This window comes from Sorangium sp. So ce327 (genome assembly GCF_051530205.1).
Taxonomy (GTDB): domain Bacteria; phylum Myxococcota_A; class Polyangia; order Polyangiales; family Polyangiaceae; genus Sorangium; species Sorangium cellulosum_B.
Map to the genome: position 1 here is coordinate 12,403,340 of NZ_CP150330.1, position 12,426 is coordinate 12,415,765.

Sequence of the window (12,426 nt, forward strand, 5' to 3'; positions counted from 1 at the left end):
GCGCACGACCTGCGTCAGGACATCAGCCTGAGCCTGAAGAGCGCATCGGCCCAGAGCGGCCAGAGCGTGCGGTACGGGTGGGTCGCCAGCACCACGCCGCCGCTTGGCAAGCGGCGGACGTGGAACCGGGCGTGGTCGACCAGGAACTCGAAGTGGTCGAGGGTGATCTCGACCTGCGAGAGGGGCGAGCCGTTGCCTGTCTCCGTGCCCTGTCCGTCGCGCCCCCTGAATGGGAGCGTCCTCTCGTAGATCTCGCGCGCGCGCGGCTCTGCGGCGCGCCACGCGCCGTCGGGCACCTCCGCCGCCGCTTCGAGCGCCTCGAGTAGGGCGGAGGGCGGCGTCGCCAGCGCCTTGAGAGCGGTTTCACGGGAGAGCGAGCTCGAGTGCCCGCTGCTATGTCTCAGCGTGACGCACGCCCCAGGCGGCGCGGCTTCCACCCGCGCGCGGAGCGCTTCCAGCGGCAGGCCCGCGATGCGCGACACCCTCTCCTTGTCATGGAGGCACAGCCACGACAGGGCGAGATCGCGCGCGATGTCGCGCGCATCCGCGTTGTACGTGGCGCACATGGCCACCGGGGCGAGCCAGGTTCGCGCCGTCGTGCAGCCGCCGGTCGGGACGCGTCCGCTCGCGTCCGGCGCGCAGAGGCGGAGCAGGACGTCGTCGATGTCTTCCAGCGCCATGTGCCACGCGAGCACGGCCTCGGCCTGCACCGAGCGCGGGCCCCTCCCCAGGGCGAGGTCCATGTGCATGGGGCAAAAGTCCTCGATCTCGCGGGCGTGCATGTGGATGGGGCCCATCGGCTTGAGGCGTTCACTCCTGTCGGTGAAGCAGCGAAGGATGCAATGGACGAAGTGTTCGTAGCTCAGCGACGCGACGAAGTAGGCTTCGGCGTCGGTGCGCCCGAAGTGGGCGCGGAGCATGCTGACCACCTCGTCCACGGAGGTCGTGTTGCACTCCGTGTCGCGATCCATGATCGCGCGGATACTGTACTGGGCCTCCTTAATGAGGGCGGACAGCGCCGCGCCGAACGCATCGACCCGCTGCACCTCGTCACACCAGGCGAAGAAAAACGGCCCTTCTCTCATTGCTCGATCCTCCTCATGGTGTAGCTTGCGTCAGGACATCAGGCCGAGCGCGAAGAGCGCGTCGGCCCAGAGCGGCCAGAGCGTGCGGTACGGGTGCGTGGCCAGCACCACGCCGCCCCTCGGCAGGCGGCGCACCTGGAAGGGGGCGTGATGCTCGATGAATCGAGTGTGCGCGCCCGTATTCACGGTCACGTCCTCGGTGGGCGCCCCCTCCTTCGCTGCCTGAATGGTCTCGAGCGCGATCGGCTCGATCGCGCGCCACGCGTCGTCCGGTACCGCGGAGGCTTCGAGTGCTTCAAGCAGCGTGGCCGGCCGCATGGAGAGCGCTGCAAGGACTTGCTCGCGCGTCAGCTCGGCGTCGCCCGCGAGCGCGACGCGCGTACCGACCGGCAGGACCTCGCCGCGCGCGCGCAGCGCGTCCTCCCTCTCTGTGAGCTCGATGGACTTCCTCCAGCGCGCGCGCGGATCGGGTTCATCGCGCACGAGCAACCCTATCCTCTCCCGCTCTGCGACATGCTCCAGCGCGGCGTGCTTGCGCGCGCGCGCGACGGTGCCCGCGACCGCGATCCGCGTCCCGCGCGGCGCGGCCTCGACACGCGCTCGGAGCGCATCGAGCGAGTTTCCTGCGGCGCGCGCCACCTTGTAGCCCTCGTGGACGTGCACCCATGAGAGGGCGAGATCGCGCGCGACGAAGGAGTCCGCGTGGTATGTTGCGGCGAGCTCGATCGGTGGACCCCAGGCAGTGAGGTCTGAGCACCCGCCGGTCGTTACGTGTTCGCTCGAGCAGACACGGACCAAGAAATCGTTGATGTCCTTCTGGACCAGTACCGACATCACCGCGGCTTCGACCTCGACGGAGCGGGCGCCGACAGCCACGTCGATGCTGTTTGGGAGCAGATCGTGATAATCGCCGCTCGATGCGCTCAGAGGACCGTCCGGGGACCGGCGCTCGTGCTTCTCGTCGGCGCAGCCGATGGTGAGCGGGATGCCGTGGCCGAAGCTCGTCATGGTCCAGAAGCTCGCTCCGATGCTCACATCCGTGCCAAATGCCGAGCGAGCTACTTCCACGGCTTTCTCGACGGGAAGCGCGGCGTAAGACCTATCGGGACCGGCGAGCGGATGGATCGCGAGCCTCACGAACCACCCCGGCATGACGAGAGCGGACAGCGCAGCCGCAAGCGCGTCGACCCTGTGTTCCTCGTCGCACGCCGCATACAAGCGAAGGGGCTCCTCCCTCCGCGTACGATAGCTGCTTGCGCGACTCACGACGCGATGCCCTCCGACCCGAGCGGAACGGCTACATCATTTACACCTTGCTGACGGACCATTGGTTTCCCTTCGTCACAGAACAGGGTCGGCCTCCATCGCGGCCCTCTTGCCGGCCGGCCCCAGCCGTCATTCCCCGGGCTTGATCTTGACCCATAGCGTCACGGCCTCCCGAGCGTGTGGCTTGGCTTGACGTCACGACATCAGGCCGAGCACGAAGAGCGCGTCGGCCCAGAGCGGCCAGAGCGTGCGGTACGGGTGCGTGGCCAGCACCACGCCGCCGCTCGGGAGCCGCCGGACGTGGAAGGGGGCATGCTCTTCGAGGAAGCGGGCGTGCTCACGCGTCGTGACGTCCACCCAGAAGGCGGGGGGGACCTCCCCCGCGGCTTCGTCGTCGAGCTGGCGGCGTAGCTCGAGGAGCTCGCGCGCCTGGGGCTCGGCCGCGCGCCACGCCTCATCGGGCACCGCCGCGGCCTCGAGCGCATCGAGCAGGGTGGCCGGCGGCATCGCGAGAACCTTCAGCACGGTCTCGCGCGAGAGCGAGCCGGCGAGCTCGCTCGAGCTGTTCATGGGCACGCGCGCACCACGGGGCGCGGCGTCCACACGCGCATGGAGCGCCGAAAGCGGCGTGCCCGCGATGCGCGAGACGCTCTCCTTGTGATGGAGGCTCACCCACGAAAGCGCGAGATCGCGCGCGAGTTCCGCGGCGTTCGCATTGTAGGTCGCGCACATCTCGACCGGGGCGATCCAGTCCTCCTCGCCCGTGCACGCGCCGGTCGGCACGCGCCCACTCGCGTCCGGCGCGCAGAGGCGGAGCAGGAGATCCTCGATGTCGCCCTGGACCACGTGGTAGGCCGCTGCGGCCTCGGCCTCCACGGACCGGGGGCCCCTGCCCACGGGGATCTCGTAGGGGTAAAAATCCCACTTGCGTTCGCCCGCCTTCGCCTCGAGAGGGCCATAAGGATGGCGACGCTCGCTTTCTTCGGGGTAGCACCCGAGGCTCAACCTCATGACGCGCTTGGAGTCGTTCGGCCTCACGCTGGAGCCTATGTGAGCGCTCTTCAAACCTCCGAAGTGGGCGCGTACCATGGCGAGCGCCTCGTCGATGAAGAACGTCCTGCACGTTAGGCTCGCGCCCATCATAAGGCTGATGGTATACCCTGGAATGATCAGCGCGGACAGCGCCGCCGCGAACCCGTCGATCCGTTGTGGCTCGTCACACCAGGCGAAGAATTGAGGTCCTGAGTTGCTCATAGGCGGATCACCATGATGGGTTTGTTGAAACCCTCGATGGTAACGGTCTCGCCAGCGTCCCAATCGAACAAGTAGCCGTCCTTGACGGTGAACTTCTTCGGTTTGAACTCCGCCCCCTGCTCCATGATGAGCTCGAGCCGAGCCACGTCTCCCTCCAACCCCTTGTCCTTCAGCGCCTTCATCGCATTCGTGAGCTGATCGAGCACGTCGCCGACCGGGATCGTTCCGCCGCCCTTTGCTTCGCTTACGATCAGCTTGTGCCCGCTGGATATCGAGACGAAGTCGGGCGCCATGCCTTCGGAGCCACCGGGGCTTGAGTGTTTCGGAATCCCCACCACCTCGCGCACGGCGTCGTCGCCGACCCCGACGAGCGATCGACCATCGTCCACCAGGAACTTCGCCGCCTTCTTCTCGAAGATGTCCACCTTCTTCTGCTTCGTGACCGCCCCGCGGAGGTTCTTGTACCCCCGGACGCGTTTCGTTTTCACGATCTTGGCGAACGCCTCCTCGATCTCGGCGATCTCCCCGGCCACCCGGATCGCGGCCGGTCGCAGCCCACCGCTGGTCTTGACCGCGCGCCACATCGGCCCGACCGCCCCGAGGCCGAACCCCAGGCCCGAGAAGATCCGCTCCTCGTCGCTGAGCTCCTCCCCCGACGGCAAGCACCACGCCTTGCCCGTCACCGCCTCGCACAGGTCGAGCGCCGGCCCCACCACCGGCACGAACCCCACCCCGATGCGCGTCGTCGCGTGCACGAGCGTCTGCATCACCTCCGCGTACGCCCCGAACCCCTCGGCGACGGTCGACATCGCGCCCGCGAACGCGCTGATCGTCTGGTAGAGCTGCGTCTGCTCCAGGTCGAGCCCGTCCCCCGTCCACTGGTTCAGGCTGTCCTTCAGCTGGTCGGCGAGCGCGTCGAACCGCGGCTTCAGCACCGTGTCCACCTGCGCCCGCAGGTCCGGCGGGACGGGCGTGTCGACGAACCAGTCCGACGCATCCATGTACCGCCGCACGACCGCCGTGATCCGGTTCTGCGCCTTCAGGAACGCGTTCGTCTCCGCCAGCGACACCCCCATCCGGTCGCGAAGCGCGATCTCCAGCGCCGCGCTGTTGTCCCGCCACGCCCGCACGTTCGCCACGAAATCCGCCCGCGCGACCACCACCCCGCCGCTCACGTCGGCCTCCAGCGCCGCGATCACCGCGTCCGCGTACGCCGCATACGGGTCTCTCCCCTCGTCGAACGCACCGTCCACCTCCGCGATGTCCGGCACCTCGACCCACGGCACCTCGCTCTCCCCCAGCGCGTACGCCCACGGGTCATCCGGGTTCCACCCCTCGGCGCGCGCGTCCTGCGTCGCCAGGTCCGCCACCTCGTCGGCCTGCGCGCCGAACTCGTCGATCAGCCGCGCGAGCTCGTCGTCGAGATCGCTGACGCTCTTCTTCAGGTCGTCGACGAGCTGCTCCATCGCCGCCCGCGTTTCCGCGTCGACCACGTCCTTGTACCGGTCGAGGATCGCGTCGAGGTCGGTCCGCGAGATCTCGTCCAGCGGCCGGTTCACAAGGTCGTGCAGCTCCAGATCGAGCTGCCGCAAGAGGTCCATCCTCGCCCGGAGGTCGGCGACCTTGGCGGCGTTGCGGAGGATCGCCTCCATCAGCTTCCCGATCGCGACCTCCAGCTCCGCGATGTCGCGCGCGAGCGCGGGGTTGATCTCCGCGAGGCTCAGGTCGACGTCGGTGTCGCCCTCGAATCCGGTCCCATCGCGGCGGACGTCGAAGAGCGGTTTGTTCAGCCCGAGCGGCTCCGAGACGAGGTGCACCACGTCGTGCGCGTGGGTACACCAGTCGCCGCCGTTCACGTGGACCCCGAAGTGGAAGTCGTTCGCGCCCATGCGCAGCAGCACCGAGTCGAACTCCGCCTCGAGCGTGTTGCTCGCGGAACCGTCGCCGTAAATCTCCACCGCGCCCGGGATCCCATAGGTGGGCAGCGGCGTCTGGTTCACCTCGAAGATGGCGGCGCCCTCCGTCTCCAGCTCGGGGTCCGCGCACGAGGTGGCGTCCTGGCGGCTCATCCACAGCACGGTGTATGGCGTGGTGGCCCAAGCGAACGACGGCGCCAGCACCGCCAGCACCGTGACCACCGCGACCAGCTTGTGGAACACGGCAGCGCTCCGGCCGCGCAGCGCGACGTCCTTCGAGCCTCTCATGTCCCCTCCGCGCCGCGCACGGCGGCGTCATACGCGATCGCGGCGCCCTTCACGTCGCCCGCGTCGAGCCTCGCCTGCGCTGCGTCGAGCTCCGCCGCGCCCATCCCCTTCTCCCGCAGCGCCTCAAGGCCCGCCGTGATCTTCTGCGGCAAGCCCGTCCTGAGCTCGGCCTCCGCGGCGTCGAACCGCCCTCGGAGCGCCGCGCACCCCGCCTCTCGCCACGAGGACGACGCCGCCTCGCAGAGCGGCCGCATCTGCACCAGCGCCACAAGCGCCCCGCACCGCTCGGCCAAGAGCGGCAGCCCGAGCTTCTCGCTCATCGGCGGCGCGGCCGACAGCGCCGCCGCCCGCGCGCGCGCTCCCTCGCTGAACGCCTCCGAGGCCCGGCGGCTCCGCGACCGCGCGCTCGCCTCGCGCGCCCCCTCGTCCGCCTCCAGCGCGACGAGCGCCTGCCGGCGCAGCGCGATGCCCCCGAGCAGCGCCGTCGCCGTCGCGTCGCTCCGGGCGACGCGCCGCTGCGCGTAGCCCAGCATCGCGCTCAGCGAGCGCAGCGCCCCCGACGTCATGTCAGGCACCACCGCGCCGTGCGTCGCGAGGAATTCCTTGTGCGGCGCGATCGCCTCGTCGAACGACACCGCGAACGCCCGGAGCTCCGCCGACAGGTTCATCACCTCCGCGGCGAGCTCGCTCGGCGCCCGGCTCGCGTCGCGCGCCGCCGCGAGCACCGCCTGCTCCACGCCGTCGAGCCCTTCTATCACCGATCGCGACGCCTGCGCCGAGAGCGCCGCGTACGCCGCCGTCTCCGCCGCCTCGGTCGCGCGGTAGGCGGCGAAGCGCGCCGCCGCGCCCGCGTACCTGGATTGCAGCGGCGCGCCCTCGTCCCTGGCTCGATCGAGGACGGCCTGCACGGCGGCCATCGCCAGCTTGTCCGCCGCGATCGCTGCGGCGAGGGGTTCCCGCTCAGCGCTCGCCTTGCCGGTCATCGCCTCGTTGAAGTTCTCGGCCGCATGGATCGGTTCGGCCTGGAGGGCCTCCTCCTGGCTATCCCTGATCAGCCGGAGCAGATGACCGAGCTCGCCGTGGAGCGTCGCCCGGAGCGACTCGGCGTGCTTCTTCTCGTCGCGCACATAGGACACGACACGATCGACGGTGTCGAACCAGGCCCCGAGCTCCGCCTCGTTCGCGATGAGCTCCTTGGGCGTCACGCGACCCGACCACCTCGCCCACATGAATATCGGCAGCTCGCCCTCCGCCTCGGCCTTGCCCCACGCGCTGGCCGGGCCCTCGCTCGCGTCGACGCAGTGCTCGACGACGCCGGTATTCGGAATCGCGCAGATCCTCCCGCTCAGGGGTTCGTCGTCGCGATCCCACAGGCACCCGGGCACGGTCGCACCAAGCACCAGGGCGGCAAGGGCCGCCGCAACGATCGTCGCCAATCGCACCGTTCTCATCTCATTGCCTCCACCCCGCGATATTTCTCGCCCAAGCACGCTCGCGCGCCCGTTTCCCAGGTGCAAGCGTGCTCACGAAAGCGGTGGGACATTGCTCGGCCGAGGAGCACGCCTTCGCGCGCCATGTCGTCCGTCCTCAATGCTCGGACCGTCGCCGGACCGGGGAGGTGTCCTCCGGTGCATCCGACGGGAGTCCGCGGTGACGCCAGCGCCGTCCACCGAAGCGCAGGGGAAGCAGGGAGGTGCGGCGGTCGACGCTGGAGTCGCTCCACAGGCGACGAGCCCAGGGCGAGACGACGCAGCAGCCGCTCCACAGGCGACGAGCCCAGGGCGAGACGACGCAGCAGCCGCTCCACAGGCGACGAGCCCGGGGCGAGACGACGCTGGAGCCGTCAGAAAGGCGAGGTCCGGCGGCGCCGGAGCTGCCGATTGCCTCGGAAGGGCTGCGTCCGCGGCGACGCCCGAGGGGGACGGTTCAGAGCGCGCTTCGCCGCGGGATCATCGCGTTTCCCGGCCGTGGCAGCGCGATCTGGGGAGCATAGGGGCCGCTCTCGGGCGCTGCCGGCGGTCAGTCGCCTTCGAGCGCTGGAGGCGATCCGGGCGAGGCGGGCTCCTCGGGGGGGCAGCGCGTCGTCCTCCTCGGCTGCGGTCCGGCCGGGTCTGCGGCCGGACGGGCGCACCTTGGCGGCGAGATCCTCGAGGCCGGCGAACGTGAAGCTCGCGGCGAGCAGCGTGGCGGCCTGGCCGAAGCTCTTGTCGCTCTTGCGCATGGCGTTCTGCTTCGCGCGCAGCGTGGCCTCCTTCTCGCGCTCCTCGGTCGCGACCTTCGCGAGCTGCCGGCTAGAGCTCCTCGGAGTGCGCGGCGCCGGGAGGTTCCGCCATCGCGACCCGCGGCTCGAGCTCTCTCCACCTTTGCACCTGCGCTCGGTTCACCTTCCTTCGCCCGTTCCCCGCCTGCTCCGGCGTCGATATCCTACCTGGCGCTTCCGGGTGGAACAGCCATCCACCGCGCCTCGGTATCGACGGGAACCCGCTGCTTTCGTTACGCTTCCTGATCCAGCCCATGACTCGTCCCGAAGATGCTGCCGGAAGAACATCGACGACGCGCTGACGACTGCCGGCTGGGCCGTGCAGGACAGGCACGCGATGAACCTCGATGCGGCGCATGGCGTCGCCGTCCGGGAGTTCCCCATCCTCGCGATCCATGGGCGCGCGGCCGTCGTCGTGCCCGACAATGTGCTCTTCGAGGGCGGGGCAGGGGAGACGATCCGCCGCAAGCTGCTCCACGACTGCGACGTCCATACGCTGCTCCGGCTCCCCACAGGCATCTTCTATGCGCAGGGTGTGAAGGCGAACGTGCTCTTCTTCGACAAGAAGCCCGCCAGCGAAAAGCCGTGGACGAAGAAGCTCTGGGTCTACGACCTCCGCACGAACCAGCACTTCACGCTCAAGACCAACCCGCTCGCGCGCGCCGATCTCGACGACTTCGTCGCTTGCTACAAGCCCGGTGAGCTGCACAAGCGGCGGGCGACGTTCTCCGAGAAGCATCCAACCGGGCAGTGGCGAGCCTACGACTATGCGGAGCTCAAGTGCAGCCTCGACGTCTTCTGGCTGAAGGACGAGAGCCTGGAGGCCTCCGAGAACCTGCCGGCGCCGGACGTGATCGCAGGAGAGATCGTGGAGGACCTGCGGGCCGCCCTCGAGCAGTTCGAGACGGTGGAGGCCGATCTGAGGGCGCGAGCGTCGGCCGGGAGCACCTCGCCGTGAGGACGAACTCTCTTCATGATCCCGCTCCGCACCGAAACACCCCCTCTCTGGGGTCCTGGTGACATGCCGGTCCCTCGTTCAGACCGCCCCAGTCCATGGCCTCGCGGTCACGAATCTGTCGTGACGCGCTCCCGGAATCCCCTGCACCCGCACCTCTCCCACCTCTCCCGCTCCGGTCCACGCAAGCGGCGCCTTCCCGTCCTCGGCCCACCTCGCCGTAGCTCATTCAGCGGCGAGCCGGCTCACCGTCTTGCCGCGCAGCGCTCGCCACGCTAGCGCTAGCTCCCCCACGGCGTGGCGCGTTTCTCCCGGCTCAATCGCATGACGGCCGGCAGGGAGCTCTTTCACAGCCTGCTCCGTTCACGCTACACTTATCCTTCTCTGCTCTCTGAGGAGTCGTGAGACTGATGGAAACTGCCCCCAGCGTGTTGCTCGGCGAGCTCTTCGCCCGCTCTGCCGATCTGCTCTTCATCGCCTCGGCCGACGGAGCGCTGCTCCACGGGAGCGGCGGACTGCGCGAGGCGCTGGGCCCCGGGGTCGAGGGGGGCGCGCGCCTCGCGGATCTCGCGCACCCGGACGATCGCGCCGCGCTCTCGGCGGCCTGGTCGTCGCTCCTTCAGAGGGACGAGCCCGTCTCGTTCAGCGTGCGCCTGCGCGACGGCGGCGGCGCCTACCGGGCGCTGTCGTGCAGCGCCAGCCGATCGTCCGACCGGAGCGCCGTCCTCGGCTCGCTCCGCCCCGCGGCCGCGCCCGCGGCCGCGCCGCTGGCCGCCGCGACCCCGATGACCGAGGAGGAGCTGAGCACGCTCCGGCTCAAGGCGCGCATCCTCGACGGCCTCGCCGAGCACGTGGATCCCTTGACGATATGGGCGCTCGACGGCGACGGGATCTACCTCTATCACGATGGCAAGGCGGTCGCGAAGGCCGGGTTCACACGGGGGCAGCACGTCGGGCGCAGCGTGTACGACCTCTATGGGGCCACCCCGGAGGCCGCCGCCGAGATGCGGAAATGGTACGACGGCCAGATACGCCGAGGTCGCAGCGAGGCGCACGGCGCCGACTGGGACACCTGGCTCGTCCCGCTCCCCAGCGAGCCCGGCGGCCCCATCGACGGCGTGCTCGGGGTCTCGCTCGACGTGTCGGACTCCCGGATCGTCGAGAACGAGCTGCGCGTCCAGATCGACCAGATCGCGGCGCAGCAGAAGGTGATCCGCGATCTCTCGACGCCGATCATCGAGGTCTGGGACGGCGTGCTCACGCTCCCGATGGTCGGCACGGTCGACAGCGTCCGCACGGCCGAGGTCATGGACAGCCTGCTCGCGCAGATCGTCGAGAAGCGGGCGCGCTTCGCCATCCTCGACCTCACCGGCGTCGAGGTCGTCGACACCAGGGTCGCCAGCCACCTCATCCAGCTCATCACCGCCATCCGCCTCCTCGGCGCGGACGGCATCGTCGCCGGCATCAAGCCGACCGTCGCCCAGACCATGGTCGCGCTCGGCCTCGACCTCACCCAGCTCAACACGCAGCGCAACCTGCGCGCCGCCCTCAACTACGCCATCCGGGCCATGACAGGCGCCCAGGGCGCCTCCTCCGCCGCGAGCCCCGCGCCCGGCAAGAAGCCAGCTCCCTGAGCGGCGTCGTCGAGGCGGCTCACTCGTCCACGAGATCGAAGACGATGCCTCCCTGCGTCTTGATCCGGTGAGTCGACCGGTTCGCGCTGTTGACCGGAGAGGGCGTCAGCGGGTTGGGCGCGGCGCCCACGATGACCGGCCGATCCGGGTCGCCGTTCACGAAGGCGATGAGCACCTCGGTCCCCGGCTTGAGCGGGAAATGCGTGCCGTAGTTCGCTCCAGCGTGGTTCTGGAGCATGCGCACCGGCCTGGACGACACGCCGCCGGCCGCCCCCGTATCGAACAGGAACCGGACCATGTACCTGCCCTGATCGTCGATCTGCGCGTCGTTGCCCCCGCCCCCCGGCCCGGCGTCGACGATCCCCGTGACGACGCCGCTGATCCGGGGCGCCTTCGTGACGCGCGGCGGCCGGTACGTGTTCTTGCCCGGGATCGCGCGGAAGGTGTTCACGTAGCGCCGCGGCTCGTCGCTGCCGGTCAGCAGCGTCGCGCGGTGCTCCACCTCGACGAAGAGCAGGTCGAGCGACTCCAGGTTCGGGTGCCCTTCCAGCGTCGATCGCGCGCCCGCGCCGAGCCCGCACACCGCGCTCCTGCCCGCGTACACGAGCTGCGTCGCCTGCCGCTCCTCGGCCCGGACCTGCGCCAGCGCCTTCCCCTCCGCCGGCGTCTTGTAATGGCCGCCGTACTCGATCACGCCCCCCGCGTACCCCGTGGGGAGGACGTGCTCCGACGTCAGATCGAGCATCGGTTGCCGGTAGTTGTAGTCGCGGGCGACATACACGCTCGGCACCAGCCGCGATCTCGCCTCGAGCTCGAAGACGTCGCGCGTGTCGCTGTTCTCGCGGAATTGGACGGACTCGGCGCCGGCCGCGGGCTCGAAGCCGGCGCCGTCGGTGAAGACCATCGTGTCCTGCCCGTCCTGGTGATCGAAGAAGAAGCTGATCCCGGCGTGCTCGGCCAGGCGGCTGATGAAGGCGAGATCGGTCTCCTGGTACTGCACCGTGAACTCCCGCGGCGGGTAGGTGCCCGAGAGCCTGAGCACCACGTCGCTCCCGCTCAGGCCCACGAGCTCGAGCTTTTGCTTGATGAGGTCCGGCACCGCCTTGTTCATCGAGATCTCCGTGGTCTCGACCAGCGCCAGCCGGTAGGCGCGCGGGACGATGTGCAGGCGGTACGCCCGGTGGTCGCGCAGGTTCGCGAGCATGTCGTGGACCTCCGCGACCATCCCGTGGACGCGCCGCACCTCGACCCTGTTCTGCTCGAAGACGATCGCGACGCTCTCGCCCGTGAAGGCCTGTCCGTCGACCTCGGCGTCGCGCGGACAGACCACCTCGACGTCGAACGTGAAGAGCTGGGAGATCGCTTCGCGCCCCGAGAGTCTGCTCACCTGGAGGAGGTCGGACGAGAAGCCGGAGAGCTCGAGTCGAATGTTCAGCAAATCGGCGAGCCCGCTCGCCGTCCCCGTCGATCCCTCATTCGTGACCTTGGAGACGGGCTCCTGCCGAGGGGCGCCTGAATCGGCGAGCCTGCTCACCGTCCTCGTCGATCCCTCATTCGTGACCTGGGAGAGGGGCTCCTGCCGAGGGGCGCTTGAAACGGCGAGCCTGCTCATCGTCGTCGTCGAACCATCGTTCGTGACGGGGGAGGGGGTCTCCTGCCGAGGTGCGTCTGAATCGGCGAGCCTGCGCACCGACCTCGTCGGTTCAAGTTTCGTGACGTGGGAGGGGGTCTCCTGCTGAGGGGCGTCTGAATCGGCGAGCCTGCGCAC

Annotated in this window: 7 protein-coding genes and 1 pseudogene; 2 read left to right on the top strand and 6 right to left on the bottom strand. The window is 69.6% G+C overall.

Translation table 11 applies throughout. The features are described 5' to 3' along the window. Window positions 1-14 precede the first annotated feature (14 nt). From WME95_RS46470 to WME95_RS46490, 5 genes are all read right to left on the bottom strand, one after another. On the bottom strand, window positions 15-1,085 hold the full coding sequence (locus WME95_RS46470; protein WP_437905617.1) for a hypothetical protein: 1,071 nt from the start codon (window positions 1,083-1,085) through the stop codon (window positions 15-17). A 30-nt stretch (window positions 1,086-1,115) separates the two neighbouring features. Continuing rightward, complete coding sequence (locus WME95_RS46475) at window positions 1,116-2,237, bottom strand: hypothetical protein (protein WP_437905618.1); 1,122 nt, start codon at window positions 2,235-2,237, stop codon at window positions 1,116-1,118. A gap of 309 nt (window positions 2,238-2,546) precedes the next feature. After that, window positions 2,547-3,605 carry a hypothetical protein gene (locus tag WME95_RS46480; RefSeq protein WP_437905619.1) on the bottom strand — a complete coding sequence of 353 codons (1,059 nt, stop codon included), beginning with the start codon at window positions 3,603-3,605 and terminating at the stop codon, window positions 2,547-2,549. Further along, entirely contained in the window at window positions 3,602-5,809 is a 2,208-nt protein-coding gene (locus tag WME95_RS46485; RefSeq protein WP_437905620.1) for a hypothetical protein, read from the bottom strand. The genes WME95_RS46480 and WME95_RS46485 overlap by 4 nt, the downstream gene beginning before the upstream one ends. Further along, the gene (locus WME95_RS46490; protein WP_437905621.1) at window positions 5,806-7,251 is read right to left on the bottom strand and encodes a hypothetical protein; all 1,446 of its coding nucleotides are present in this window, start codon (window positions 7,249-7,251) and stop codon (window positions 5,806-5,808) included. The genes WME95_RS46485 and WME95_RS46490 overlap by 4 nt, the downstream gene beginning before the upstream one ends. A 1,200-nt stretch (window positions 7,252-8,451) precedes the next feature. On the opposite strand from WME95_RS46490, the pseudogene WME95_RS46495 reads away from it, so the two are divergent. Both WME95_RS46495 and WME95_RS46500 read left to right on the top strand, forming a co-directional pair. Next, a pseudogene (locus tag WME95_RS46495) lies at window positions 8,452-9,027 on the top strand (HsdM family class I SAM-dependent methyltransferase); the annotation flags it as partial. A gap of 407 nt (window positions 9,028-9,434) precedes the next feature. Further along, complete coding sequence (locus WME95_RS46500) at window positions 9,435-10,658, top strand: STAS domain-containing protein (RefSeq protein WP_437905622.1); 1,224 nt, start codon at window positions 9,435-9,437, stop codon at window positions 10,656-10,658. A gap of 19 nt (window positions 10,659-10,677) precedes the next feature. Here the strand turns inward: WME95_RS46500 and WME95_RS46505 are convergent, their stop codons facing one another. Beyond that, on the bottom strand, window positions 10,678-12,192 hold the full coding sequence (locus WME95_RS46505) for a type VI secretion system Vgr family protein (protein WP_437905623.1): 1,515 nt from the start codon (window positions 12,190-12,192) through the stop codon (window positions 10,678-10,680). Between the last annotated feature and the right edge of the window lie 234 nt (window positions 12,193-12,426).

What these genes read in the sequence shown, in the direction of transcription:
- WME95_RS46485 (WP_437905620.1), bottom strand. Translation starts at nt 5,809, where the DNA reads ATGAGAGGCTCGAAGGACGTCGCGCTGCGCGGCCGGAGCGCTGCCGTG.
- WME95_RS46475 (WP_437905618.1), bottom strand. Translation starts at nt 2,237, where the DNA reads ATGCCGGGGTGGTTCGTGAGGCTCGCGATCCATCCGCTCGCCGGTCCC.
- WME95_RS46500 (WP_437905622.1), top strand. Translation starts at nt 9,435, where the DNA reads ATGGAAACTGCCCCCAGCGTGTTGCTCGGCGAGCTCTTCGCCCGCTCT.
- WME95_RS46480 (WP_437905619.1), bottom strand. Translation starts at nt 3,605, where the DNA reads ATGAGCAACTCAGGACCTCAATTCTTCGCCTGGTGTGACGAGCCACAA.
- WME95_RS46470 (WP_437905617.1), bottom strand. Translation starts at nt 1,085, where the DNA reads ATGAGAGAAGGGCCGTTTTTCTTCGCCTGGTGTGACGAGGTGCAGCGG.